Source organism: Burkholderia cenocepacia, assembly GCF_900446215.1.
In the GTDB taxonomy this organism is placed as follows: Bacteria; Pseudomonadota; Gammaproteobacteria; order Burkholderiales; family Burkholderiaceae; genus Burkholderia; species Burkholderia cenocepacia.
The window spans coordinates 74,448-98,690 of record NZ_UAQZ01000002.1 but is presented as its reverse complement, the minus strand read 5'-3'; the positions used below and the strand labels follow the sequence as shown (position 1 = coordinate 98,690).

Below are 24,243 nucleotides of genomic sequence, written 5' to 3'. Positions count from 1 at the left end.
GCCATTCCTCGCATTGAAAGGGCCCGGCGCTCATGCGACACCGACGCCCAGGTAGCGGTCCTTCACGTCATGGTCGGCCGCGAACGCCGCGTTGCTGCCTTCGTAGACGATCACGCCCTGTTCGATCACGAAGTGGCGATCCGCGAGCTGCGTGCACACTTCGAGGTTCTGTTCGACGAGCAGGATCGCGACACCGGCCGCCTTGATCTGCTTCAACTGCGCGACGATCTCCTCGACGATCACCGGCGCAAGCCCCTCGACCGGTTCGTCGAGCATCAGCAGCCGCGGATGATTCATCAGCGCGCGGCCGATCGCGAGCATCTGCTGCTCGCCGCCGGACAACTGCGCGCCGCCGTTGCGGCGACGCTCCTTCAGCCGCGGAAAGATCCGGTAGATGTCGTCGAGCTGCCACGGCGAATCGCGACGCGCGCCGAGCCGCAGGTTTTCCTCGACCGACAGCAGCCGGAAAATCCCGCGATGCTCGGGCACGAAGCACAGGCCGCGCGCGGCGATCCGGTGCGCCGGCTGCCCGGACACCGGCCGGCCCGCGAACGTCACCGTGCCGCCGGTCGGCGCGACGACGCCGGCGATCGTCTTGAGCGTCGTCGACTTGCCCGCGCCGTTGCGGCCGAGCAGCGTCACCGTCTCGCCTTCGTTCACGTTCAGCGAAATGCCCTGCAGCACGTGGCTCTTGCCGTAGCACGCGTGCACCTCCTTCACGTCGAGCATCATGCGCGGCCTCCCGTGATCATGTTGCCGAGATACGCACTGCGCACGCGCGCGTCGCCGCGAATCGCATCGGGTCGGCCTTCGACCAGCACGCGTCCCTGCTGCATCACCGTGATCGTGTCCGAGATGTCCATCACGATGCCCATGTTGTGTTCGATCAGCACGACCGTGTAGTCGTCGCGCAGGCCGCGGATCAGCGCCTTCATGTCGTCGAGATCGTCGATGCCCATGCCCGACGTCGGCTCGTCGAGAAAGATCGCGCGCGGCCGCGCCGCCAGCGCCATGCCGACCTCGAGCCGGCGCTGCTGCCCATGCGACAGCACGCCGGACGCCGTGTCGGCGAAGCGCTGCAGGCCGAGCCGCTCGAGTACGTCGTCGATGATGCCGTCGTGCGCGAGCGCCCCGCGCGGCGGCGTCCACGGATTGAGCGCCCGCCGCGATTCGACGCCCTGCGCGGCGACGCGCAGGTTTTCGCGCACGCTCAGGTTCGGAAACAGGCTCGTCACCTGGAACGAGCGGGCGATGCCGCGCCGCACGCGCTTGTGATCGGGTTCGTGCGACACGTCGTGCCCGTCGAACAGGATCGAGCCCGACGTGATCGGCAGCGTGCCGGTCAGCGTATGGAACAGCGTCGTCTTGCCCGCGCCGTTCGGGCCGATCACCGAATGCACGGTGCGCGGCATGATGCGCAGATCGACGCCGCCCAGCGCGGTGAACTTGCCGTAGCGCTTGACGATGCCGCGCGCTTCGAGAATCGCTTCGCTCATTGCCGCTCCTTGACCGTGACCACCGTGCGATCGCCACGCCGCAGCGACGCCACGACTCGTTCGCCCAGCCCCCACAACCCGCGCTGCATGAACAGGCTGACCGCGATCAGCACGAGGCCGAGCAGCAGCAGCCAGCGCGGCCACAGCGTCGACAGCCAGTCCGCGAACAGCACGTAGAACGCCGCGCCGAGCACCGACGCGAACAGGTTGCCCGTGCCGCCGATCACCGTCATCACGAGGATCATCTCGCTCGTGTGATAGTCGATGTTCGACAGCGGCGCGATGCCCGTCATCAGCGCGTGCAGCGCGCCCGCAAGGCCCGTGACCGCGCCCGAGATCACGAACGCCGCGAGCTTGAAGCGCTTCACGTCGTAGCCGGCCGCCGCCGCGCGCGCCTCGTTGTCGCGAATCGCGAGCAGCGTCCGGCCGAATACCGAGCGCGATACGCGCAGCAGCAGCCAGAACACCGCGACGAACAGCACCGCGACGAAGCCGTAGTAGCGCCACGGCGAATCGAGCGACACGAGCGGATGGCCGAACGCGGACAGCGCCGGACGCGGGATGTCGAGCAACCCGTTGTCGCCGCCCGTCACATCCGGCGTCGTATACGCGAGGAAGTAGAACAGTTGCCCGAACGCGAGCGTCAGCATCACGAAGTACGTACCGCGCTGCCGGATCGAGAACCAGCCGACGAGTGCGGCCGCGATCGCGCCGAACACCGCGGCCGCGACCAGCGCGGCCGTCACGGACGCGACGCCGCGCGTCAGCACCAGCCCCGCCGTGTAACTGCCGAGCCCGAAGAAGATGCCCTGCCCGAACGACAGCAGCCCCGTGTAGCCGAGCAGCAGGTTGCAGCCGAGCGCGGCGAGCGCGAACACCAGCACTTCGGTCGCGAGCGAGCCCGAACTCAACACGAGCGGCAACACGCACGCGGCCACCACCGCGAGCCAGCCTTCCGGCCGCTGCAGCGCTCCGCGCCACGGCCGCGGGCGTTGCGACGCCGCCGCGCCCGGCGGCAGCGGTTTCGACGATTCGATCATGCGGCCCTCCCCAGCAAACCGTTCGGACGCAGCAGCAGCACGGCGGCCATCGCGACATAGATCATCAGCCGCGCGCCTTCCGGCCACAGCGTGCTCATCAGGCTCTGCACGATGCCGACCAGCAGGCCGCCGACGAGCGCGCCGAGAAAATTCCCCATTCCGCCGACGACCACCACGACGAATGCAATGCCGAGCGCCTCGATCCCCATGAACGGATCGACGCCGCGGATCGGCGCGGCGAGCACGCCGGCCAGCGCGGCCGTCGCCGCGCCGAGCGCGAACACGAGGCTGAACACGCGCGTCACGTTGATGCCGAGCAGCGACACCATCTCCGTCGACTCGCTGCCCGCGCGCACCGTACTGCCGAGCCGCGTGCCGTCGAGCACCCACCACAGCAGCGCGGCGAGCACGGCCGTGAACCCGATCACGAACAGCCGGTACTTCGGATAGACGAAGCCGCCCCAGATCACGACGCCGTTCAGTGCGTCGGGCGGCGGCACGTTGTCGCCGAGCGGCCCCCACGCGAGGATCGCGCACTCCTGCAGCACGAGCGCGAGCCCCACCGTCGCGAGGATGTGGAATTCGTGCTGCTGCGCGTACACGTGGCGCAGCACGAGTTTTTCGACGCCCCACGCGAACGCGCCGACCACGAGCGGCACGATCGCGAGCGCGACCCAGAAATTCGCCGACCATTGCAGCGCCTGGTAGCAGAGATACGCACCGAGCAAATAGAACGCGCCGTGAGCGAAATTCACGAAGCGCAGCAGGCCGAACACGATCGACAGGCCGACGGCGAGCAGGAAATACAGCATGCCCACGCCGATGCCGTTGACGATCTGCAGCAGATAGACGTTCATGGCTTCCGTGTCGGAAAGGAAGGTAACGGACGCCCGCGGCGCGCGATGCGCCGCGAACGCATGCACGGCGTCAAGCGAGCTTGCAGCCCGTCTTGTCGAGCGGCAGGAACGACTGGCCCGAGCTGACGATGTCCGCATAGTCGTCCGCGTTCTTCATCCGGGCCTTCGGCTTGCCTTTCAGCAGGTAGTAGTTCTTCAGCACCTGGTGGTCGCCCTTGCGGATTTCCTCCGGCCCCGTGAGGCCGTCGTACTTCATCCCTTCCATCGCGGCGACGACCTTCTTCGGATCGGCGCTGCCGGCCTTCACCATCGCGTCGATCAGGATCTTCGAGCAGATGTACGAACCCGCGAGGCTGTAGTTCGGGTTCGCCTTGAACGCGGCGTTCGCGCGCTTCACCAGATCGCGGTTCAGCGGCGAATCGATGCCGTGCCAGTACTGCGCGCCGAAATACACGCCGTCGCAGATGTCCGGCCCGAGCGCCTCGAACTGTTCGAGGCCCGACGCCCACGCGAGCAGGATCGTGCAGTTGCGCTTCATCCCGAAGCTGACGGCCTGACGCAGCGTGTCCGACGATTGCGAGCCGAAGTTCAGGATCAGCAGCACGTCGGGCTGCGCGGCGGCCGCGTTCGTCAGGTAACCGCTGAACTCCTTCTCGGCGAGCGAGTGGTAGCTGTTGCCGACGTGCTCGATGCCCTTTTCCTTGAAGATCGCCTTCGCGGCCGACAGCAGCCCGTCGCCGAACACGTATTGCGGCGTGATCGTGTACCAGCGCTTCGCCTTCGGCAGCATCTGGATCAACGGGCGCACCGTCTGCTCGATCGCGCCGAAGGTCGGCACCGACCAGCGGAAGGTCGCCGCGTTGCAGTCCTTGCCGGTGATCTCGTCCGCGCCGGCCGTCGTGATGAACACGCCGCCCGCCTTCTGGACTTCCTTGCCCATCGCCAGCGATTCGGACGACAGGATGCCGCCCGCGAAGAATCGCACGCCCTTCTGCTGCGCGATCTCCTGCACGCGCCGCACGGCGGTCGCGGGCTTGCCCTCGGTATCGAGCGCCGTATAGGCGAGCGGCGCGCCGAGCACCTTGCCGTATTGCTTGACGACCAGTTGCATGCCGAGATCGGCGTACTTGCCGTTGGCGGCGAACGGGCCGGACATCGGCACCGGGCAGGCGAGCTGGATGGGCGAGCCCTGCGCGAACGCGACACGGGACGACATGCTGCCGAGCGCGCCCGGCACGGCCGACAGCGCGGCCAGTTTCAACAGTTCTCGGCGATTCAAGTTGACGCTCCTCATGATGGGGGACACACGCGATACGACCGACTGCCAAACCGTGCCCACGCCACTCCTGGATGCGCGCCGCCGGTTCATTCTATTTATCATGATAAATAGAATGAACCTGATGCTAGAGTTGATCAAAATTGGTGTCAATCAGGCAAAATTCCGTACCCGCGCCGGGACCGATCGTCGACGATGACGCGGCGCGCGGTCAGACAAAGGAGTCGTGAAGATGGTCATGGACCGAGCCAGGGCGGGCCTCGCGGTCGAAATCAAGCAGCCGAAGCGGGCCGACCTCGTCGCCGAGGAGATCAAGCGGCTGATCACCGAGAAGGACCTGAAGCCCGGCGACCGCCTGCCGCGCGAAGCCGAGCTGCAGCAGCTCTATGCGGTGAGCAAGAGCACGATCCGGGAAGCGCTGAAATCGCTCGAGGTGCAGGGGCTCATCAAGGTCACGACGGGGCCGTCGGGCGGCGGGATGGTCGTCGAGGTGCCGCTCGACCGCGCGCTTCAGCTGTTGCAGAACTACCTGTTCTTCAAGGACGTGACGATCGACGACATCTATACGGTGCGCAAGCTGCTCGAACCCGAGCTGGCCGCCGGCGCCGTGCCGCACCTGACGGAGCGCGACTTCGCGGCGCTGGAAGCGAACATCGCGTGCTGCGACGGCGCGTCGGGCGTGCACGATCGCGGCCACATGCTGCGTCAGCGGCAGGAGGACACGACGTTCCACGATATCCTCGCGGCCGCGAATCCGAATCCGTTCCTGCGCTTCAGTTGCGAACTGATCAACGAGATGATCCGGCAGTTGATCGAGTTCCGGAACGATACGCCGCTCGTCGAGCACAAGCGCTTCGGCGAAGCGAACGTGTCGATTCACAAGGCGATCCTGCAGGCCGCGCGCGAGCGGGACGCCGAGCGCGTCCGGGCGCTGATGGTCGAGCACATGACCGAGGCGCCCAAGCATGTGAAGCGGATGAAAGGGAAGCTGCGCGGGCGGTTGATCCTCGATTCCGAGATTCGCCGGCGGGCCGCCGCCGCGCCGGTTGCGGGACCCGATGCGGCCGAGGCGGACGCGGAAGAGCGCTGAGCGGCGGCACCGGCGGCGTGGCGTCGGGGCCGGCCGCTGCGCGGCGGCCCCGCGGACTTCTTCCGCGCGCTCAGGCCATCATCGCGCGTCGCCTTCCGTGTACCCGGTCGTGCCCTTCGTTTCCAGATACTCGACGAGGCCGAACTCCGCGTACTCGCGCCCGTTCCCCGAGCGCTTGTAGCCGCCGAACGGCGCGGCCGGGTTCCATGTCGGGTAGTTGATGTGGACGTTGCCGACGCGCAACCGCGCGGCGATCCGGCGCGCGCGCTCGAGATCCTTCGACTGCACGTACGCCGCGAGCCCGTAGACCGAATCGTTCGCGAGCGCGACGGCCTCGTCCTCGGTCCGGTAGGTCATGATCGACAGCACCGGTCCGAAGATTTCCTCCGTGGCGATCGTCATGCCCGGCGTGACGTTCGAAAACACCGTCGGCCGCACGTAGAACCCGTCCGCGAGCCCCTCCGGCCGGCCGGGGCCGCCGGCGACGAGCGTCGCGCCCTCTTCGATCCCGAGCCGGATGAAGTGCTGGATGCGCTCGAACTGCGTGCGGCTGACCACCGGCCCGATGCCGGTTTCCGTCGAACGCGGATCGCCGACGACGGTGCGTTCCGCTTCCCGGCGCGCCGCCTGCTCGGCCCGCGCCAGATGATCGACGTGCACCAGCATGCGCGTCGGCGCGTTGCACGACTGGCCGCTGTTGCTGAAGCAGCTGCGCGCGCCGCGCGTGACGGCATCCTCGATGTCGGCATCGGGCAGGATCAGGTTCGGGCTCTTGCTGCCGAGCTCCTGGTGCACGCGCTTCACGGTATCGGCCGCCGCCTTCGCGACCTCGACGCCCGCGCGCGTCGAGCCCGTGAACGACACCATGTCGACGTCCGGATGCCGCGACAACGCGTCGCCCACTTCCTGTCCGTAGCCGTGCACGAGGTTGAACACGCCGGCCGGCACACCGGCTTCGTGCAGGATCTCCGCGAACAGGATCGCGCTGAACGGCGCGATCTCGCTCGGCTTGAGCACCATCGTGCAGCCGGCCGCGAGCGCCGGCGCGACCTTGCACACGATCTGGTTGATCGGCCAGTTCCACGGCGTGATCAGCGCGCACACGCCGATCGGCTCGTGCGACACCAGCAGCGAGCCGGTCTGCGTGCTGAAGCGGAACGACTGCAGCGCGCGGATCGTCTGTTCGAGATGCGCGGTGCCGACCGCGGCCTGCATCGCCCGCGCGAACGCGATCGGCGCGCCCATCTCCTGGCTGATCGTCTGCGCGACTTCTTCGTAGCGGCGCTGGTAGATCTCGAGGACGCGCTTCAGCAACGCGACGCGCTCGTCCACCGACCAGCGCGAATACGTGTCGAACGCGTGCTTCGCCGCGTCGACCGCACGGTCGACCTCGGTCGCACCGCCGATCGCGAGCCGTGCATACGGCCGCGCGGTGGCCGGATCGATCACGTCGATCGATCGCGCCTCGGCCGGATCGCGCCACTGGCCGTCGATATAGGACTGCTGTGAGGTTCGCATCGAATGCTCCCGGAATGACGGATGCCGCGCTCAGCGCGTCGCCCGCGCGTAGGTCTCGACGAGGATGTCGCGGATCTGCGCGACGAACCATGCGATCTCGTCGCGCGACATCACCAGCGGCGGCGAAAACTGCACGATCGGCGTGCCTTCGTGATCCACGCCCGCGCGGCACAGCAGCCCCGCGTCGAAGATCGCCGGCGCGAGCAGCGTCGACACGAACGCCTGCGCGCTGATGCCGGCCGCCCAGCGGCGCGCGACCTTGTCGGTCACGAGCTCGAGCGAGTAGTGATAGCCGTCGCCGCGCACGTCGCCGACGCACGGCAGTTCGAGCAGCCCGTCGAGCGTCCGGCGAAACACCGCTTCGTTGTCGCGAACGTTCGCGAGCACTCCTTCGCGCTCCATGATCGCGAGGTTCGCGAGCGCGGCCGTGCACGCGACCGGATGGCCGCCGTAGGTCGCGCCGTGCAGGAACATCTGCTGCGGCCCGTCGAGCACCGTGTCGACGACCGCGTCGCTCGCGATCACGCCGCCGAGCGGCACGTAGCCCGACGCGATGCCCTTCGCGAACGTGATGATGTCCGGCTTCAGCCCGTAGCGCGCCGACCCGAAATACTCGCCGAGCCGGCCGAACCCGCAGATCACCTCGTCGGCCACGAGCAGCACGCCGTGCCGGTCGCAGATGTCGCGCAGCCCGGCCGCGTAGCCGGCCGGCGGCGTCAGGCTGCCGCCCGCGTTCTGCAGCGGCTCGACGACGATCGCGGCGACCGTGTCCGGCCCCTCCTGCACGATCAGCGATTCGATTTCGTCGAGCAGATGGCGCGTGAACTGCGCCTCCGTCTCGCCCGCCGGGCGGCCGTAGCGTTTCGTGTTGCCCACGTGCCGCACGCCCGACATCAGCGGCTCGAAATGCTTGCGGAAGTTCGTCATCCCGTTCAGCGCGAGCGCGCCGAACGACGTGCCGTGATACGCGACGCGCCGCGCGATGAACTTGCGCCGCTGCGGCTCGCCGCGCGACTGGTGATACTGGCGCACCAGCTTGATCGCCGATTCGTTCGACTCCGAGCCGCTCGACGTGAAGAACACGCGGTTCAGGCCCTCGGGCGCGAGCGCCGCGAGCCGGTGCGCGAGCCGGATCGCCGGTTCGTGCCCGTAGCCCCAGTTGGTCGCGAATGGCAGCCGCACCATCTGCTCGCGAATCGCATCGCCGATCTCCGCGCCGTGGCTGTAGCCGACCTGCACGCAGTACAGCCCGGCCAGCCCGTCGAAATAGCGCTTGCCGCTGCGGTCGACGAGCCAGCAGCCTTCGCCGCGGTCGAACACGGTCAGCGCGTTCTCGCGGTATGCATCGGCATGCGTGAAGTGCATCAGCAGATGGCGCTTGCCGAGCGCCTGCAGGTCCGCATCGAGATTGACGTCAACAGCGTGCATGGATCACTCCTCCTTCAGGGTTTCAAAACCGGCATCGCGCAGCCGGTCATTCAATTCATCGACAGCGTCGGCGCCGGCCGCGTGAAACCGCGCGTCAGCCAGACGAGCTGGCAGAGCCCGACCACGAGCCAGCCGATGCCGACGTAGAACGTCTGGCGCGACAGCCCCGACCAGAGCCACACGTTCATCGCGAAGCCGATCGCCGGCATCAGGCCGTATGCAATCCAGCCCGCTGCGTGGCGATGCTCGGGCCGGCCCAGATAGCTGCGCATCACGCACAGGTTCACGATCGCGAACGCGACGAGCGCGCCGAAACTGATCATCGTCGACGCGAGATCGAGCGTGATGAAGAGCGCGGACAGCGACACGACGCCGACCGCGAGCGTCGCCCGCACCGGCGTATGCAACCGCGCATGCAGATGGCCGAACACGCATCCGGGCAGCACGCGGTCGCGGCCCATCGCGAACAGCACGCGCGTCACGCTCGCCTGGCCCGCCATCGCGCTCGCGAAGCAGCCGGCCACGTACACCGCGACGAAGAACGCCGACAGCGTGCGGCCGCCGACCCGCCGCATCAGTTCGAGGCTCGCCGAATCGAGATCCTTGAACGCGTGCCAGTCAGGAAACACCACTTGACCGACATACGCGATCAGCATGAACAGCAGGCCGCTCGCGAGCGTGCAGAGCAGGATCGCGCGCGGCACCGTGCGCCGCGGCTCGCGCGTTTCCTCCGACAGCGTGGTGACCGCATCGAAGCCGAGGAACGACAGGCACAAAATCGCGGCGCCGGCGAAGATCGCGCGTGCATCGCCGGACGACGGCAACGCGATGGCAATCGACAGCCCTTCGCCCGCCGCGACGTGCGCCGACGCGATCACGAAGACCGCGATGAACACGAGCTGGCTCGCGATCAGGATCAGGTTCACGCGATTGACGAGCCGGATGCCGACGATGTTCAGCCCGGTGATCAGCGCGATGCTGCCGATGATCCACACGCTGGCCGGCACCGTCGGAAAAATCTGTTTCATGTAGATGCCGATCGCGAGATAGCTGATCATCGGAATGAACAGGTAATCCATCAGCAACGCCCAGCCGACCATGAAACCGGCCGACGTGCCGAAGTTGCGGCTCGCGAACGTGTAGGCCGAGCCGGCGCTCGGCATCAGCCGCGCCATGTGGCCGTAGCTGCGCGCGGTAAACAGCATCGCGATCAGCGTGACCGCGTACGCGGCCGTCAGATGCCCGTTCGTCTCGCTCGTGACGAGGCCGTAGGTCGTGAACACCGTCATCGGCAGCATGTACGCGAGGCCGAAGATCACCAGCGTCGAGAGTCCGAGCAGGTGCGGCTTGCGTGCGTCGGTGTCGCCGCGCGGCGCGTACGCCTCGAACTCGTGCATCGCGGCGGCTGATGCGGTTCGACCTGGCCTGTCGTTGTCCATGCTGTCCTCACGTGGGTGGCGTCCATGACTTCAACACGCGTGCGTCCGGCGCTGCCGGCGGGGCACGACTGGAAGAAAGTGTGGTGCGCCAAAAAATCGACGACGAATGAGAAAAGCGGACGTAATCGAGGGATATTTCCGGACACATCGTCGGGCATGGTGCCCTGCCGCCCTGCATGCTGCTGTGCGGCACTGGCGTTTTGCGGACATTCCGGCTATGTTCTGTGCGACCCCGTCACCGCATCGGCACCATGGACAGCCGTTCCCAACGAAACCAGAGCCGGGCCGAACGCAGCCTGCGTTCGGCGCTCGGCCTCGCGCGTCCGGCCGGACGCCAGGAGGATATTCCCGCCACGGTTCACGCGATCGCTGTCGCGCTGGACGAGTGCCGCGTGCGGCGCATCGACGGCGCCGCACTGCTCGAAGGCACCGGGCTCGGCGCGGACGAAGTCGCATCGCCGAACCTGCACGTGAATCGCGGCCAGGAGCAACGTTGCTTTCGCAACCTGCTGCGCTGCAGCGGCGTGCCGTCGATCGGGCTGTCGATCGGCGCGCGGCTGCATGTGTCGACGCTGGGTCTCGCCGGCTACGCGATGCTGATCAGCGGCTCGGTGATGCAGGCGTTCCGCTGCATGGGCCAGTTTCCGCTGTTCATGGGGCTGTATTTCGACGTGCGTATCGACGCGCATGCCGGCGGCATGAGCGTGACCATCGGCCGCTACAACGGCGAGCCCGATCTCGAGGTGTTCCAGGCCGACATGTGCCTGTCGAGCCTGCGCCTGATCGTGTCCGACCTCGTCGGCAAGCCGGTGTGGCCCGAGCAGGTTCAGCTCGCGCGCCGCACGCCGCGCAACGCGGCCGACTACGCGCGCCACTTCGGCTGCCCGGTCGTCTTCAATGCGGCCGACAACCGGCTCGTGTTCACGTCGGTGAACGGCACGGAAGCGCCGCGCCTCGCGAACGAAGTCAGCTTCAATGCGCTGCACGGCCAGTGCGAGGTGCTCGAACGGCAGTGGGCCGCGTCGGTCGGCACGCGCTTCGCCGATCGCGCGAAGGAATTGATGGCGCGCGACCTCGTGCGGTTCAAGTCGATGACGGCGCTCGCCGGCGCGCTGCACCTGACCGAACGCACGTTGCGCCGGCGGCTCGACAAGGACGGCATCACGTTCCAGTCGTTGCTCGACGACGTGCGTCGCGACGAAGCCGTGCGGTTGCTCGACGATCATGCGTTGAGCGTCGCCGCGATCGCCGAGCGACTCGGTTACAGCGAACCGCGCAGCTTTCGTCACGCGTACCGGCGCTGGACCGGCAAAACGCCGCGCTCGGCGTCGGACACCGACGCGTGACGGGGATGCGTTACCGCTTCGCCCTGACGCGCCGCCGGCTCGCGCACCGGCGCGTCATGTCGACCTGAAGTCGCTTCGCCTGGCTTTCGAGGATCCGGCAGAACGCTTCGGTGAACGCACTACCCGGCCGCAGCGACGGGCGCAGCATCGCGATACGGCGCGGCGGAATCGTGTCGATCGGCACGAACGCGAGGCCGGCCGCATCGATCGACGCGGCGGTCAGGCTGTCGACGATCGCGCGCCGCCCGGCCAGTTGCACCATCCGGCACGCAAGCGCCGAACTCGACACGCGCGCGTGAATCGTGTGCCGGTTCTCGGACGCCGACAGCAGCGCCTCCAGTTCGGGGATGCCTTCCAGCGCATCGACGCTCGTCAGCCCGCCGGCTTCGAGATCGGCGAGCGTCACCGTCTGCCGCACGGCCAGCGGATCGTCGGCGCGCATCGCGCAGACGATCGTCGAATCGAGCAGATGCTGTTCGGTGACGTTGCGCATCGCGCGAAACGGCGCGCAGATGCCGAGATCCACTTGCTGGCTCTCGACGAGATCGAGCATCCGCTCCGCGTTCTCGATCGCGACTTCGACGAACACCTTCGGGTACTTCGCCTGGAACACGGTGATCGCTTCCGGCAGCAGCCGTTCGGTGACCGCCGGATACGCGCAGATGCCGAGGCGGCCGAGCGTGCCCGCGCGCAAGCCGTCCGCGAGTTCGTTGAGCGCATGCAGGCTCGCGTTGGTCCGCTCGGTCTGCTCGAACAGCAGGATCGCTTCGGCCGTCGGCAGCAACCGGCCTTTCTCGCGCTTGAACAGCTCGACGCCGAGGCTTTCTTCCAGCACCTTCAACTGCTTCGTGACCGCCGGCTGAGAGATGTGCAGATTGCGCGCCGCCGCCGTCAGTGTCCGGCACCGGACCACCTCGTACAGCAGTTCGACCTGGTGATAGTTCAGCGTTCGCCTTGCCATGTTCCCCTCCTTTCGACGCCGCACGATCGCGAGAGCATAACCCACGGTTATAGGTCGCGGTCCGACAATGTATTGGCGGAACAGGCCGGAATTCGATGAAATCACGGCTTTGAACACAAAAGCGGCCGCAACGGGCAGGTCAGGGGACACTACGATGCAGACAATGTCGAGCTCACGGGCGCACAAGCCCACCAAATTCCGCTGGTTCATGGTGTTCCTCGCGTTTCTCGCGATCGTCACCAACTACATGGACCGCGCCAACCTGGCGGTCGCGCTGCCGTACATGAATACGGAGCTGCACCTGTCGTCCGCCGAATCGGGCCTGATCCTCGGGGCGTTCTTCTGGACTTATGCGGCCTGCCAGATCCCGGCCGGCATGCTCGTCGACCGGTTCGGCGCGAAACTCGTGTTCGCGGGCGCGGTCGTGTGGTGGTCGGCATTCACGATGGCGACGAGCCTCGCGCGCGGCGGCGCGTCGCTGCTCGGCCTGCGTTTCCTGCTCGGCGTCGGCGAAGCCGGCGCGTTCCCGTCCGCGACGAAATTCGTCGAGCGCTGGTTCCCGCCGACCGAACGCGGCCTCGCGTCCGGCATCTACGATTGCGGCGCGCGCGGCGGCACACTGATCGCGCTGCCGATCTGCACCGCGATCATCACCGCGTACGGCTGGCGCGCGTCGTTCATCTTCACCGGCGCGATCGGCCTCGTGTGGGTCGTCGTCTGGCTGCTGGTCGCGAGCGAGTTTCCGTCGCAGAACCGCTTCGTCAACGCGGCCGAAGCCAAGCACGTCGACCAGGACGCACCCACCGAAAAGCACGCACCGGTCCGCATCAAGTGGGGCCGGCTGTTCACGTCGCGTGTGGTGTGGGCAATGTCGCTCGGCTTCGCCTGCCAGGGCTACGTCGTCTACTTCTTCATCACGTGGTACCCGACCTACCTGGTGAAGGAACGCGGTTTCAGCCTGCTGCAGCTCGGTTTCTACGGCATCCTGCCGGGCCTCGCGGGGCTGGTCGGCTCGTGGGTCGGCGGCTGGATCTCCGACCGCATCGCGGCAAGCCACTACGGCCTGAACTTTGCGCGCAAGTTCTGCATCGTCGTCGGGATGGCGCTGAGCGCGACGATCGGTCTGGCGGGGCTCGCGTCGCAGGCATGGCTCGCGCTGCTGCTCCTGTCGATCGCGTTCTTCGGCGTGTCGGTCGCCACGTCGAGCATTCTCGCGCTGCCGGCCGACGTGTCCGCACGCGGCGAACGCTCGGTGGCCGGCACGGTCGCCGGGTTCCAGAACTGCATCTCCAATCTCGCGGGCATCGCGAGCCCGGCCGTGATCGGCCTGCTGAAGGACGCGACCGGCTCGTTCACGCCCGGCCTGATCTCGGCGTCGATCATGGCGATCATCGGATGCCTGATCTACATCTTCATGCTCGGGCCGATCCGCTCCGACGTGCTCGAACACGTGGTCGCCGACTGACGGTCACACGTTCACACGCGTTCGGCCCGCTTATTCAACGAGGAAAACATGCTTTGCGATTCACCGAAGGTGCCGTTTCTTGCTCAGGGTTGCGAGCCGGATACGGAGCGAGTCTCCGCCACGTTCGCCGTCCTCGGCGCGCCGTACGGCGTGCCGTACGGCCCGGCGCTGCTGCACTGCGACGCGTCCAACGCGCCCGACAAGGTGCGCGAGCGCAGCTTCCGCTACGGGCGCCAGATCGGACACTATGACTTCGACCTGCAAGGCACGCTGTTCGGCGACACGGGCGCGACCTGCGTCGATTGCGGCAACCTGCCCGGCACGCTGGACGTCGCGCGCAACGCGGCGGCCGTGACGTCCGCCGTCGCGTCGCTGCTCGAGCGCGGCGCGATTCCGGTGGTGCTCGGCGGCGACGATTCGATTCCGGCGCTGTGCGTGCGCGCGTTCGACGCGTACGGACCGCTGAACGTGCTGCAGTTCGACGCGCATCTCGACTTCCGCGACGAAGTGAACGGCGAACGGCACGGCTATTCGAGCCCGATCCGGCGCATCCGCGAGATGCCGTTCGTCAGGCGGATCGTCCAGGTCGGCCTGCGCGGCAGCGGCAGCGCGCGCCCGAGCGACGTGGAGGACGCGCTGCGCTCGGGCAACGTGCTCGTGCCGGCCGACGTCGTGCACGATGAAGGCATCGAAGCCGTCACGCGGCACCTCGTGGACGACGCGCCGTGGTTCGTGACCGTCGACATCGACGGCCTCGACCCGAGCATCGCGCCGGGCGTGGTCGCGCCGATGCCGGGCGGCCTGACGTTCCACCAGACGCGCGGCGTACTGCGGCACCTGTGCGCGAACACGCGCCTCGCGGGAATCGACGTCGTCGAATATCACCCGGCGCTCGATGTGCGCGAGATGACCGCGCTGACGATCGTGCGGCTGCTGACCAACGTGATCGGCACCACCGCGCGCCGCATCGCGCGGTAACGATTTCATGCGGCGAGACCGCTCGCGCATCGCCCGTCGCCACGCCGGTCTCGTGCACTGATTCGGGCTTCGAATCAATTTTCACGCACCCTGCTCGTGGCCCTCGCACGACCGGCCACGCATCGCCGCGATCGCTCCCCACGGTAGACGCGTTCGATCGATTGTTCTATACTCGCCTCAACTTCATCACAAAACGCATGATCTCGTGCGCAACGTGATGTCATTTCGCACTTCGTTGCGCATGCATCCGTTTCGCCACGTCAAAGGGGCCTCCGGCCCCAGCGGTCGGCGCCAAGCCGCCCGCATCCATGCCGTCTTCACAGGACGGTGCCCTGCTCGAACGCGCCTCGCCGTTACGGCGCCGCCGGGCTGAACCTGACAATCAGACGAACGCGTCGTCGCGTTCAACCGACCGCCAGCCGCACCTCGGTGCAGCCGGCAGCACTGTTTCCGTCAGTTCAATCGCGGCCATGCCGGGATCACGAACTTCCATCGCGACGCCATGCGGCGTCATCGCGGCGTGCGCCTGCGCGCGCCGCACCGAATCGAGGAGGCGTATCTTCATGACTCGACGCACTGTCCAGCTGGTGGGCAGCCTGGTGGCCATCATCGCCGTGGGATGGGCATTGGCGCGCGGCATCGGCGCCGAGACGTTCAAGCAGCGCTCGGACGATCTCGCCTACTACGCGGGCCAGCACATGCTGCTGGTCGTCTATTCGATGACACTGGCCATCGCCGTGGGCGTGCCGGCCGGCGTGCTGCTGAGCCGGCCGCGATTCCAGCGCCAGGCCGAGCGCTTCATGCAGGTCTTCAACATCGGCAATACGATCCCGTCGCTCGCGGTGCTCGCCATCGCGCTCGGCATCTTCGGCATCGGCAACGTGCCGGCGATCGTCGCGCTGTTTCTCGCCTCGCTGCTGCCCGTCACGCGTAACGCCTACGAAGGGATGAAGAACGTACCGGCCGCGCTGCGCGAAGCCGCCAAGGGCATCGGCATGACGGGCTGGCAATCGCTGGTTCGCGTGGAATTGCCCAACGCCTTGCCGATCATCGTCGGCGGCGTGCGCACCGCGCTCGCGATCAACGTCGGCACGGCGCCGCTCGCCTACCTGATCGGCGCGGACAGTCTCGGCTCGCTGATCTTTCCCGGCATCTACCTCGACAACCAGCCGCTGCTGCTGCTCGGCGCGTCGCTCACCGCGATCCTGGCACTGGTGCTGGACGGCATCGTCGCGGCCGGCAGCCGTCACTGGCTGGCACGCCACGGAGGTGCCGCATGACGCTTCATCGCATCCTTCGATCGTTCGCACGCCTGTGCACCGTCGGCGCGCTGTGCGTCGCCGCGAGCACGCCGGCGTTCGCCGCGAAGCTCGTGCTGGGCGCGAAGAACTTCACCGAGCAGTACGTGCTGGCGGAACTCACGTCGCAATACCTGCGCTCGCGCGGCTACGACGTCGAAGTCCGCGCCGGGCTCGGCAGCACGCTCGCGCGCAGCGCGCTGGAGAACGGCCAGTTCGACCTGATGTGGGACTACACGGGCACGGCGGCGCTCGTCTACAACAAGATCCAGGACAAGCTGTCGCCCGAGGAGATGTACCGGCGCGTCAAGGCGCTCGACGTGCCGCGCGGGCTCGTGTGGCTCGATGCGTCGCCGCTCAACGACACCTATGCGATCGGCCTGCCGAGCGAACTCGCGCAGGCCACCGGCATCCGCACGGTGTCGCAGCTCGCCGAGCACCTGAAGAACGATCCCGCCGCGAAGCATTACGTATTCGGCATGGATGCGGAATTCGCGAATCGCCCCGACGGCCTGAAGCCGCTGCTCGCCGCCTACGGCATGCAGTTCAGCCGCGCGCAACTGAAGCAGATGGATCCGGGGCTCGTCTATACGGCCCTGCACAACAATCAGCTGAAGATCGGCCTCGTCTACACGACCGACGGCCGCGTGAAGGGCTTCGGCATCGTGCCGCTCGAGGACGACAAGCACTTCTTCCCGCCGTACAACGCGACGCCCGTGGTCCGCAAGGGCACGCTTGAAAGCAATCCGAAGCTCGCGACGCAGCTCAACGCGCTGTCGGCCGCGCTCGACAACGACGCGATGCAGGCGATGGCCAAGGCCGTCGATCTCGACGGCAAGTCGCCGCGCGACGTCGCCGATGCGTTCCTGCGCACCCACCCGCTGCCATGAAGGAGAACCGATGAACGTATTCGACTATCTCGCTTCGAGCTGGCCCGAGTTGCTGCAGCTCACGCTGCAGCACGTGTGGCTCGTCGCGATCGCCGTAGGTTGCGCGATCGTCGCCGGCGTACCGCTCGGCATCCTGATCAATCGCCACGACTGGCTCGCCGGGCCGCTGCTCGGCATCGCCACGCTCGTGCTCACGCTGCCGTCCATCGCGCTGTTCGGCCTGATGATCCCGTTCTTCTCGCGCTTCGGCCAGGGCATCGGCGCCGCGCCCGCGATCACGGCCGTATTCCTCTACTCGCTGCTGCCGATCATGCGCAACACGTACCTGGCCTTGCACAACGTGGATGCGGGGATCAAGGAAGCCGGCACCGGCATCGGGATGACCTCGTGGCAGCGCCTGCGTCTCGTCGACTTGCCGCTCGCGGTGCCGGTGATTCTCGCGGGCGTGCGCACCGCGGTCGTAATGAACATCGGCGTGATGACGATCGCCGCCGTGATCGGCGCGGGCGGCCTCGGCACGCTGATCCTGCGTGCGATCGGGCAGAGCAGCATGATGAAGCTGCTGGTCGGCGCGGTGCTCGTGAGCCTGCTCGCGATCGTCGCCGACCGGCTGCTGCAGATGCTGCAACGTGCATTGACACCGAAGGGAGTGCAGAAGACATGATCGAACTCGACCAACTGACCAAGACCTTCACGCGCAAGGACGGCCAGGCCGTGCGCGCGGTCGACTCCGTGAGCCTGTCGGTGCCCGAAGGGGAAATCTGCGTGTTCCTCGGCCCGTCGGGTTGCGGCAAGACCACCACGCTCAAGATGATCAACCGGCTCATCGCCGCCACGTCGGGCCGCGTGCTCATCAACGGCGAGGACACGGCGCAGCTGAACGAAGTCGACCTGCGGCGCCACATCGGCTACGTGATCCAGCAGATCGGCCTGTTCCCGAACATGACGATCGAGGAGAACATCACCGTCGTGCCGCGCCTGCTCGGCTGGGACAAGAAGCGCTGCGCCGAACGCGCGCGCGACCTGATGTCGATGGTCGCGCTCGATCCGAAGCTGTACCTGAAGCGCTATCCGCGCGAGCTGTCGGGCGGGCAGCAGCAGCGCATCGGCGTGATTCGCGCGCTGGCCGCCGATCCGCCCGTGCTGCTGATGGACGAGCCGTTCGGCGCGGTCGATCCGATCAATCGCGAATCGATCCAGAACGAGTTCTTCCAGATGCAGCGGCAACTGAACAAGACCGTGATCATGGTGAGCCACGACATCGACGAAGCGATCAAGCTCGGCGATCGCATCGCCGTGTTCCGGCGCGGCCAGCTCGTTCAGTACGATCACCCCGACACGCTGCTCGCCCGCCCGCGCGACGAATTCGTCGCGCAGTTCGTCGGCCAGGACAGCACGCTCAAGCGCCTGCTGCTCGTGAAGGCCGGCGACGCCGCCACGCAACCCGAAACCGCGCGCGTCGATACGCCGCTCGCACACGCACTGGCGGTGATGGACGAAACCGACTGCCGCTACCTGACCGTGCTCGACGACGCGGGCCGGGCGCTCGGCTACGTGACGCGCCGCGCGGCACGCACCGACGGCGGCGTGTGCGGCGAACGCGTGACGCCGTTCCCGGCCGGCGTCGCGGCGGACGACAACCTGCGCATCGTGCTGTCGAAGATGTACCAGTACAGCGCGTCGTGGATGCCGGTGCTCGACCCCGACGGTGCGTGGCTCGGCGAGATCACGCAGGACTCGATCGCCGCGTACCTCAGCTCGGGCCGCTCGCGCCGGCAAACCGGCCAGCCGCCGGGCAGCCCGGCCGAGACGGTCGCCTCGGTCGCCACGTCCTGAGTCGCGCCCGGGCCGGTGCTTCGTTGCACCGGCTTCGGGAAGTGAATCGACATCGCGCGTTGCAGAAAGCAACCAGACGCATCAGCGCAGCGGCGCGCGCGTTTTTCCGTCGACCTTCAATGTGCGCCGATCGCGCGCGACTTCGTATTCGACGGTCTGCGCGGGTGTAACGGCACCATACGATCGGCCGTTCACATAGACGACGCCGTCGCGCAACTCCACCCTGTCGCCGTTGACGGTCGCCGTGGCCCGGTCGCCTTGCAAAACCGCACCCGAACAACCGGCGGTCGAGAAGCTGCGGACCGACGTGCCCGGCATCGCGGCGTTCCCGCCGCGCTGATCCGCCGCATGCGCGGCGCTGCACGGCGCCGCATCCATCACGCCGGCCGCATGGAGCGGCACCGCGCCGAGGCCACTCCCGGCCAGCAACGCGATCGTCATCGGCAACAGCTTGTTCATGGTGATCTCCGTGGTCCGCGGTCGTCGATCGAGAATCGGTCGATGCCCCTGCTCGCAGTTCGGCCAGCGCCGCCCAGTATGCAGCCACTTCGCCGCGCCCGGCCATCCGCTTCAGTACCCGTCGCGGTGGCGGCCGCACGGATGCGCCGCCCCGAAGCAATCGATTACGTGAAAATCCGCCTTGATCAAGTTGCGACCCGCAACTATTATCGATTGCGATACGCAACCTTTTCAGGGGCAGACCATGGACCTCATCGACGCGCCGGCCAAGCCGCGCGATGCGACCATCCTCGAATTGCGCGACTTCTCGCGCAAACTGGTGCGCGAGCTCGGCTTCATGCGCGCGACGCTGGCCGACAGCGACTGGGCGCCGTCGGCCGTGCACGCGATCCTCGAGATCGGGATGGCGCCCGGCATCAACGCGAAGGATCTGGGCGCCATCCTGCGGCTCGACAAATCGAACACGAGCCGGCAACTCGCGCGGCTCGAAGCCGCCGGTATCGTGGAGCGGCGCGTGTCGAGCGAAGACGCGCGGGCGATCGAGCTGTACCTGACCGCCGAAGGCAAAAAGCTCCGAAAAAGAATCGATACGTTCGCGACCGATCAGGTGTCGAACGCGCTGCGCCGGATGATTCCGGCCGACCAGCAGGCGCTGCTGCGTTCGCTCGCGCTGTATGCCGATGCGCTCGCCCAGGACAACGCGGCCCGCGCGCCCGTCGCACCCACCGATGCGCCGTCGATTCGCGAAGGCTATCAGCCGGGCTGCATCGGCGACATCGCGAGCCTGCATGCGCGCTTCTATGCGGAACACTGGGGTTTCGGCGCCTTCTTCGAACAGCGGGTGGCGACCGAGCTGGCCGCCTTCGCGGGCACGCTGCCGGCCGCCGGCAAGGCGCTGTGGCTGTGCCAGGAAGACGGCCGGACACTCGCGTCGCTCGCGATCGACGGCGACCCGGCGACGGGCGTCGCGCACCTGCGCTGGTTCATCGTCAACGACGCGTTGCGCGGCTCTGGCGTCGGGCGTCAATTGATGACGCTGGCGATGCGTTTCGTCGACGAACACCGGTTTCGCGAAACCTACCTGTGGACCTTCAAGGGGCTCGATGCGGCGCGCCATCTGTACGAGTCGTTCGGCTTTGCGTTGACGAACGAGTCGGCAGGCACGCACTGGGGAACCAAGGTCGTCGAGCAGCGCTTCAGCCGGCCCGGGCCGTCCGGCGATTGATATCGGCGGACAGCTTCGCCGTGCGTGGGGGGCAGCAGCCCGGCGTTAGCTGTCGCACGCCGCCCGATGCACGACGCGCGCGAAATCCGGATAATGTCTGCCCCGAACATTCGCCCGACAATGGATCCGCTCATGACTCCCGGTGTCCTCGTGACCGGCCGCACGCTGGATCGCGCCGAATTGATGCAGCTCATCGAAGGCTCACCTGCGCCCCTCCACCTGGAGGATTGCGACCTCGAAAGCGCCGATCTGTCGCGCCTGGATCTGCGCGGCGCGCGATTCGAGCGCTGCGCGCTCGCGGAAGCGTCGTTCGTCGGCGCCACGCTCGCGCACACCACGTGGATTCGCTGCCGGGCCCGCCAAACCGACTTTGCGTCGTCGGATCTCGAGGACGCCGCGTTCCGGTCGTGCGACCTCAACAATACGAGCTGGCGGCGCAGCAAGCTCGGATCGGTCCGCTTCAACGAATGCCGGCTGACCGGTGCCGATTTTGAGGAATGCAAATCGCTTGGACTCGAATTCGCCAGCACGCTGCTGGTCGGTGCGAGCCTGCGGCGCTTTTCGTTCCGTAAAACCCGGCTCGTGGCGCTCGATTTCTCGGACGCCGATCTCGCCGGCGCGGACTTCCGCGATGCCGTGTTCGAAGGCGGCAGCCTGCGCAACGCACATCTGAACGACGCCCGCTTCGAGGGTGCCGACCTGCGCGACGTGGATCTGGGCGGCACGCCCAGGCTGCTCGCGTCCGGCGTGCTACGCGGCGCGACCGTCTCCTACGATCAGGCGGCCATGCTGATCGAGAACTTCGGGATTCGGGTCGCATAACGCGCCGCCACACCCGCGCCCGCTTCGTCGTCGCGAGACGGCGCGGGCTATCCAGCCGTCTAATATTCTCATCACTTCGACCGCATTCCGGCCACCGCCAGTACGCTCGCAAGCGCGATGTGCACGCTGCCGCACCGCGTCGCCACCCTGCCCATCACTAGGGAAAATCCGGAGACATCCTTACAGCGATTTATCCGATGATTCACGAGAGCGTCATGTTTCGGCGATTTCGCTGAATGCCAAGCTTTCAGTCCGCGCCATGCAGCCGATGCCGCCCCGCGGCAATCGCGATGACCGCAGCCTGAAACGGCAGCCGTTGGCGAAGCGTCGGGTGTTCAATACTTTCAACAACCCGGTCGAGAGTAATCGTGAGAATCCGTGGCCCGCTGGTGCGATGGAGACGAGGCGATGCGCGAAACCTGCGCGCCGCGCTGCCGTCCCTCGACGACCGTGACGGCTGGCGAAGTCCTCGCCTGTCTCCGTCGATCTACACCATCCTGTCCCGCCGTTCCGTTCGCCGTCACAACGCCGTCGCCGCCCGTGCGTCCGTCGCGATCCATACCGACGACGTGGCGTCGCTGCTGCCTTAGCGCGCCTTTCCCCTTCTTCGTGTCCGTTCGACCTGCGCATCGTGTCGCCCGAGCGGCGACGGGATCGGCTCGCGCCGCGTTTGGCCGCAAGCCCCGCGCGACATCGAACGCACTCCTGATTGCATTGCACTGCCCGTGCTCGTCGACAGCACGGATCACGCACGCCTGTTCCATCCGATGAACCGTCGCGCGATGGCCCGTACGCCGGGCTCGACGCGCTCCGCCAGGAAAGACTTCGTCATGCGAATCCGCCCGCTCCACCGTACCCTTTCAGCCGCCGCCATCCTGTCGATCGCCGCCGCCGGCACTGCCGCCCACGCAGCCGGCGAACTGAACATCTACAACTGGTCCGACTACATCGCGCCGGACACGATCCCGAACTTCCAGAAACAGACCGGCCTTCACGTTCGCTACGACAACTACGACAGCGACGACACGCTGCAGGCGAAGCTGCTGTCCGGCAACTCCGGCTACGACATCGTCGTGCCGACGTCGAACTACATGGCCAAGCAGATTCAGGCGAGCGTCTACCAGCCGCTCGACAAATCGAAGCTGCCGAACCTGTCGCATCTCGACCCGCTGCTGATGAAGATGGTCGCCGACGCCGACCCGGGCAACCAGTACGGCGTGCCGTGGGCCTACGGCACCGACGGCATCGGCTACAACGTGCAGGCCGTGAAGAAGGCGCTCGGCGACAAGGCGCCGGTCGACAGCTGGGCGCTGGTGTTCGATCCGGCCAATATGGCGAAGCTGAAGGGGTGCGGCGTGTCGTTCCTCGACCAGGCCGTCGACGTGTTCGCCGCGACGCTGCAGTACATGGGCAAGGATCCGAACAGCACGAACCCGGCCGACTACCGCGCCGCCTACGACGTGCTGAAGAAGGTGCGCCCGTACATCACGCAGTTCAACTCGTCGGGCTACATCAACGATCTCGCGAACAACGACCTGTGCGTGTCGTTCGGCTACTCGGGCGACGTCGGCATCGCGCACCGCCGCGCGGCCGAAGCGAAACGCCCGTACGAGATCCGCTTCGCGAATCCGAAGGAAGGCGGCCTGCTGTGGTTCGACATGATGGTGATCCCGAAGGACGCGCCGAACCGCGATGCCGCGCTGAAGTGGATCAACTACCTGCAGGACCCGAAGGTCAATGCGGGCATCACCAACGCGGTGTTCTACCCGACCGCGAACAAGGCCGCGCGTCAGTACGTGAAGCCCGCGATCGCGCGCGATCCGTCAGTGTATCCGTCCGACGAGGTATTGAGCAGGATGACGTTGCTCAAGCCGATGCCGCCCGAGATTCGCCGGCTGCAGAACCGGTTGTGGGCGCAGTTGAAGACGGGGCGGTGAGCGCGGGGCGACGCGAGGCACCAGCCCGGTCGCCGGCTCAGTCGTGGTCGGCGCCGTGCTCGGCAGCGTGGTAGTTGAGCCGCGCCGACAGATCGGCGGCCGCCTGCCGGACCTGCCCGACGAGCCCCTGGTCGATCATCGACTTCTCGAGGAACGGCCGCGCGACCGTCAGCGTGACCGCGGCGACGATCAAGCCGCTGCTGTCGCGCACCGGCGCGCTGATCACCGAGATGCCGGGCTCGAACGACGATTCGCTGAGCGCGTAGCCGTCGGCCGCATACTTCTGCGCGCGCGCATATACTTCCGTCGCGGTACGCGGCGTGTGCGGCGTATAGGTCGGCAGCATCGGCTCCGGGAACAGCGCGTCGAGTTCCGCCTGGTCGAGATCGCCAAGCAGCACGTGGCCGTGCACCGAAGCATGTGCGGGAATGCGCGTACCGATGTTGACCTTGATCGCGCTCATCACCGAATCGTGCGTCCACGCCTTCGCGACGAACACGACGTCGCGGCCGTCGCGCACCACCAGATGACTCGCGAAACCGGTCGCATCACGCAGCCGCTCGATCACCGGCGTGCCGATGTCGGTCAACGCGAGCGAGCTCAGGTAATCGAAGCCGAGCTTCATGACGCGCGCGCCGAGCCGCACGTCGCGATCGCGGTTCGCGCGTTCAAGATAGCCGAGCGTCTGCAGCGTCTGCACGAGTCGCAGCGCCGTAGTGCGCGGCAAGCCCAGCCGCTGCGCGATCAGGTTCGGCGTCAGAACCGGATCGCGTGCGTTGAACAGTTCGAGGATCCGCAGGCCGCGCTCGAGCGCGGGAACGAGATAGGTGTCGTCGTCGGAAAGCGTGCCGGTGGTATCGGGCGTATCTGGGTTCATCGTGG

At 67.1% G+C, this 24,243-nt stretch carries 24 protein-coding genes; 12 read left to right on the top strand and 12 right to left on the bottom strand.

All coding sequences use genetic code 11. The annotated features are described in order from the left end of the window. Positions 1-30 precede the first annotated feature (30 nt). The 5 genes from DTA15_RS09585 to DTA15_RS09565 all read right to left on the bottom strand — a co-directional run bounded on the left by DTA15_RS09585 (position 31) and on the right by DTA15_RS09565 (position 4,672). Positions 31-732: an ABC transporter ATP-binding protein gene (locus tag DTA15_RS09585; RefSeq protein WP_006485194.1), complete on the bottom strand. Its 702-nt coding sequence runs from the start codon at positions 730-732 to the stop codon at positions 31-33. Beyond that, the gene (locus tag DTA15_RS09580; RefSeq protein ID WP_006485184.1) at positions 729-1,496 is read right to left on the bottom strand and encodes an ABC transporter ATP-binding protein; all 768 of its coding nucleotides are present in this window, start codon (positions 1,494-1,496) and stop codon (positions 729-731) included. The genes DTA15_RS09585 and DTA15_RS09580 overlap by 4 nt, the downstream gene beginning before the upstream one ends. Then, positions 1,493-2,536, bottom strand: coding sequence for a branched-chain amino acid ABC transporter permease (locus DTA15_RS09575; RefSeq protein WP_006485208.1), 1,044 nt, complete (start codon positions 2,534-2,536; stop codon positions 1,493-1,495). Before DTA15_RS09575 ends, DTA15_RS09580 begins: the two co-directional genes overlap by 4 nt. Further along, the gene (locus DTA15_RS09570) at positions 2,533-3,393 is read right to left on the bottom strand and encodes a branched-chain amino acid ABC transporter permease (RefSeq protein WP_012493680.1); all 861 of its coding nucleotides are present in this window, start codon (positions 3,391-3,393) and stop codon (positions 2,533-2,535) included. The genes DTA15_RS09575 and DTA15_RS09570 overlap by 4 nt, the downstream gene beginning before the upstream one ends. A gap of 70 nt (positions 3,394-3,463) precedes the next feature. After that, positions 3,464-4,672 (bottom strand): ABC transporter substrate-binding protein, encoded by a 1,209-nt coding sequence (locus DTA15_RS09565; RefSeq protein WP_006485185.1) that lies wholly within the window; start codon positions 4,670-4,672, stop codon positions 3,464-3,466. Between the two features lie 229 nt (positions 4,673-4,901). On the opposite strand from DTA15_RS09565, the gene DTA15_RS09555 reads away from it, so the two are divergent. Next, the gene (locus DTA15_RS09555; protein WP_006485201.1) at positions 4,902-5,759 is read left to right on the top strand and encodes a FadR/GntR family transcriptional regulator; all 858 of its coding nucleotides are present in this window, start codon (positions 4,902-4,904) and stop codon (positions 5,757-5,759) included. 78 nt (positions 5,760-5,837) lie between these two features. Here the strand turns inward: DTA15_RS09555 and DTA15_RS09550 are convergent, their stop codons facing one another. The 3 genes from DTA15_RS09550 to DTA15_RS09540 are packed head-to-tail and all read right to left on the bottom strand — an operon-like array spanning position 5,838 to position 10,102. Continuing rightward, on the bottom strand, positions 5,838-7,277 hold the full coding sequence (locus tag DTA15_RS09550) for an aldehyde dehydrogenase family protein (RefSeq protein ID WP_006484845.1): 1,440 nt from the start codon (positions 7,275-7,277) through the stop codon (positions 5,838-5,840). Positions 7,278-7,307: 30 nt separating this feature from the next. After that, positions 7,308-8,705, bottom strand: a complete 1,398-nt coding sequence (locus tag DTA15_RS09545) for an aspartate aminotransferase family protein (protein ID WP_006484830.1) — start codon at positions 8,703-8,705, stop codon at positions 7,308-7,310. Between the two features lie 50 nt (positions 8,706-8,755). Beyond that, positions 8,756-10,102, bottom strand: coding sequence for an APC family permease (locus tag DTA15_RS09540; RefSeq protein ID WP_043033095.1), 1,347 nt, complete (start codon positions 10,100-10,102; stop codon positions 8,756-8,758). 293 nt (positions 10,103-10,395) lie between these two features. Between DTA15_RS09540 and DTA15_RS09535 the strand changes: the two genes are divergently transcribed. After that, positions 10,396-11,490 carry an AraC family transcriptional regulator gene (locus DTA15_RS09535; protein WP_006484842.1) on the top strand — a complete coding sequence of 365 codons (1,095 nt, stop codon included), beginning with the start codon at positions 10,396-10,398 and terminating at the stop codon, positions 11,488-11,490. A gap of 10 nt (positions 11,491-11,500) precedes the next feature. Here DTA15_RS09535 and DTA15_RS09530 read toward each other — a convergent pair whose 3' ends face one another. After that, the gene (locus DTA15_RS09530; RefSeq protein WP_006484834.1) at positions 11,501-12,451 is read right to left on the bottom strand and encodes a LysR family transcriptional regulator; all 951 of its coding nucleotides are present in this window, start codon (positions 12,449-12,451) and stop codon (positions 11,501-11,503) included. 163 nt (positions 12,452-12,614) lie between these two features. Here DTA15_RS09530 and DTA15_RS09525 point away from each other — a divergent pair, with 163 nt between their 5' ends. Both DTA15_RS09525 and DTA15_RS09520 read left to right on the top strand, forming a co-directional pair. Then, complete coding sequence (locus tag DTA15_RS09525; protein WP_006484820.1) at positions 12,615-13,916, top strand: MFS transporter; 1,302 nt, start codon at positions 12,615-12,617, stop codon at positions 13,914-13,916. A 48-nt stretch (positions 13,917-13,964) separates the two neighbouring features. Next, on the top strand, positions 13,965-14,894 hold the full coding sequence (locus tag DTA15_RS09520) for an agmatinase (protein ID WP_006484846.1): 930 nt from the start codon (positions 13,965-13,967) through the stop codon (positions 14,892-14,894). A gap of 382 nt (positions 14,895-15,276) precedes the next feature. Here the strand turns inward: DTA15_RS09520 and DTA15_RS09510 are convergent, their stop codons facing one another. Continuing rightward, complete coding sequence (locus DTA15_RS09510) at positions 15,277-15,459, bottom strand: hypothetical protein (RefSeq protein WP_006484836.1); 183 nt, start codon at positions 15,457-15,459, stop codon at positions 15,277-15,279. Between DTA15_RS09510 and DTA15_RS09505 the strand changes: the two genes are divergently transcribed. The 4 genes from DTA15_RS09505 to DTA15_RS09490 are packed head-to-tail and all read left to right on the top strand — an operon-like array spanning position 15,458 to position 18,918. Then, positions 15,458-16,174 (top strand): ABC transporter permease, encoded by a 717-nt coding sequence (locus DTA15_RS09505; protein ID WP_006484827.1) that lies wholly within the window; start codon positions 15,458-15,460, stop codon positions 16,172-16,174. The two genes, DTA15_RS09510 and DTA15_RS09505, sit on opposite strands and share 2 nt — an antisense overlap. Beyond that, entirely contained in the window at positions 16,171-17,082 is a 912-nt protein-coding gene (locus DTA15_RS09500; protein ID WP_006484838.1) for a glycine betaine ABC transporter substrate-binding protein, read from the top strand. The genes DTA15_RS09505 and DTA15_RS09500 overlap by 4 nt, the downstream gene beginning before the upstream one ends. Positions 17,083-17,092: 10 nt before the next feature. Beyond that, a complete protein-coding gene (locus DTA15_RS09495; protein WP_006484832.1) occupies positions 17,093-17,746 on the top strand; it encodes an ABC transporter permease in 654 nt (217 codons plus the stop codon). Next, a complete protein-coding gene (locus tag DTA15_RS09490) occupies positions 17,743-18,918 on the top strand; it encodes an ABC transporter ATP-binding protein (RefSeq protein ID WP_006484826.1) in 1,176 nt (391 codons plus the stop codon). The genes DTA15_RS09495 and DTA15_RS09490 overlap by 4 nt, the downstream gene beginning before the upstream one ends. Before the next feature lie 81 nt (positions 18,919-18,999). Here the strand turns inward: DTA15_RS09490 and DTA15_RS09485 are convergent, their stop codons facing one another. Next, a complete protein-coding gene (locus tag DTA15_RS09485; RefSeq protein WP_006484823.1) occupies positions 19,000-19,377 on the bottom strand; it encodes a hypothetical protein in 378 nt (125 codons plus the stop codon). A gap of 244 nt (positions 19,378-19,621) precedes the next feature. Between DTA15_RS09485 and DTA15_RS09480 the strand changes: the two genes are divergently transcribed. The 4 genes from DTA15_RS09480 (at position 19,622) to DTA15_RS09465 (ending at position 23,361) form a co-directional block, all read left to right on the top strand. Then, positions 19,622-20,602, top strand: a complete 981-nt coding sequence (locus DTA15_RS09480; RefSeq protein ID WP_012493679.1) for a bifunctional helix-turn-helix transcriptional regulator/GNAT family N-acetyltransferase — start codon at positions 19,622-19,624, stop codon at positions 20,600-20,602. Between the two features lie 93 nt (positions 20,603-20,695). Beyond that, positions 20,696-21,424 (top strand): pentapeptide repeat-containing protein, encoded by a 729-nt coding sequence (locus tag DTA15_RS09475; protein ID WP_012493678.1) that lies wholly within the window; start codon positions 20,696-20,698, stop codon positions 21,422-21,424. Positions 21,425-21,792: 368 nt separating this feature from the next. Continuing rightward, positions 21,793-22,014 carry a hypothetical protein gene (locus DTA15_RS38995; protein WP_077176053.1) on the top strand — a complete coding sequence of 74 codons (222 nt, stop codon included), beginning with the start codon at positions 21,793-21,795 and terminating at the stop codon, positions 22,012-22,014. 240 nt (positions 22,015-22,254) lie between these two features. Next, positions 22,255-23,361: a polyamine ABC transporter substrate-binding protein gene (locus DTA15_RS09465; RefSeq protein ID WP_012493677.1), complete on the top strand. Its 1,107-nt coding sequence runs from the start codon at positions 22,255-22,257 to the stop codon at positions 23,359-23,361. A gap of 37 nt (positions 23,362-23,398) precedes the next feature. Here the strand turns inward: DTA15_RS09465 and DTA15_RS09460 are convergent, their stop codons facing one another. Then, on the bottom strand, positions 23,399-24,238 hold the full coding sequence (locus DTA15_RS09460; protein ID WP_006484835.1) for an IclR family transcriptional regulator: 840 nt from the start codon (positions 24,236-24,238) through the stop codon (positions 23,399-23,401). Between the last annotated feature and the right edge of the window lie 5 nt (positions 24,239-24,243).

Bases quoted from the DNA above. Each gene is read 5' to 3' on its own strand.
- DTA15_RS09585 (WP_006485194.1), bottom strand. From the start codon at position 732: ATGATGCTCGACGTGAAGGAGGTGCACGCGTGCTACGGCAAGAGCCAC.
- DTA15_RS09580 (WP_006485184.1), bottom strand. From the start codon at position 1,496: ATGAGCGAAGCGATTCTCGAAGCGCGCGGCATCGTCAAGCGCTACGGC.
- DTA15_RS09575 (WP_006485208.1), bottom strand. From the start codon at position 2,536: ATGATCGAATCGTCGAAACCGCTGCCGCCGGGCGCGGCGGCGTCGCAA.
- DTA15_RS09570 (WP_012493680.1), bottom strand. From the start codon at position 3,393: ATGAACGTCTATCTGCTGCAGATCGTCAACGGCATCGGCGTGGGCATG.
- DTA15_RS09555 (WP_006485201.1), top strand. From the start codon at position 4,902: ATGGTCATGGACCGAGCCAGGGCGGGCCTCGCGGTCGAAATCAAGCAG.
- DTA15_RS09550 (WP_006484845.1), bottom strand. From the start codon at position 7,277: ATGCGAACCTCACAGCAGTCCTATATCGACGGCCAGTGGCGCGATCCG.
- DTA15_RS09545 (WP_006484830.1), bottom strand. From the start codon at position 8,705: ATGCACGCTGTTGACGTCAATCTCGATGCGGACCTGCAGGCGCTCGGC.
- DTA15_RS09540 (WP_043033095.1), bottom strand. From the start codon at position 10,102: ATGCACGAGTTCGAGGCGTACGCGCCGCGCGGCGACACCGACGCACGC.
- DTA15_RS09535 (WP_006484842.1), top strand. From the start codon at position 10,396: ATGGACAGCCGTTCCCAACGAAACCAGAGCCGGGCCGAACGCAGCCTG.
- DTA15_RS09530 (WP_006484834.1), bottom strand. From the start codon at position 12,451: ATGGCAAGGCGAACGCTGAACTATCACCAGGTCGAACTGCTGTACGAG.
- DTA15_RS09525 (WP_006484820.1), top strand. From the start codon at position 12,615: ATGTCGAGCTCACGGGCGCACAAGCCCACCAAATTCCGCTGGTTCATG.
- DTA15_RS09520 (WP_006484846.1), top strand. From the start codon at position 13,965: ATGCTTTGCGATTCACCGAAGGTGCCGTTTCTTGCTCAGGGTTGCGAG.
- DTA15_RS09505 (WP_006484827.1), top strand. From the start codon at position 15,458: ATGACTCGACGCACTGTCCAGCTGGTGGGCAGCCTGGTGGCCATCATC.
- DTA15_RS09510 (WP_006484836.1), bottom strand. From the start codon at position 15,459: ATGAAGATACGCCTCCTCGATTCGGTGCGGCGCGCGCAGGCGCACGCC.
- DTA15_RS09500 (WP_006484838.1), top strand. From the start codon at position 16,171: ATGACGCTTCATCGCATCCTTCGATCGTTCGCACGCCTGTGCACCGTC.
- DTA15_RS09495 (WP_006484832.1), top strand. From the start codon at position 17,093: ATGAACGTATTCGACTATCTCGCTTCGAGCTGGCCCGAGTTGCTGCAG.
- DTA15_RS09490 (WP_006484826.1), top strand. From the start codon at position 17,743: ATGATCGAACTCGACCAACTGACCAAGACCTTCACGCGCAAGGACGGC.
- DTA15_RS09485 (WP_006484823.1), bottom strand. From the start codon at position 19,377: ATGAACAAGCTGTTGCCGATGACGATCGCGTTGCTGGCCGGGAGTGGC.
- DTA15_RS09480 (WP_012493679.1), top strand. From the start codon at position 19,622: ATGGACCTCATCGACGCGCCGGCCAAGCCGCGCGATGCGACCATCCTC.
- DTA15_RS09475 (WP_012493678.1), top strand. From the start codon at position 20,696: ATGTCTGCCCCGAACATTCGCCCGACAATGGATCCGCTCATGACTCCC.
- DTA15_RS09465 (WP_012493677.1), top strand. From the start codon at position 22,255: ATGCGAATCCGCCCGCTCCACCGTACCCTTTCAGCCGCCGCCATCCTG.
- DTA15_RS09460 (WP_006484835.1), bottom strand. From the start codon at position 24,238: ATGAACCCAGATACGCCCGATACCACCGGCACGCTTTCCGACGACGAC.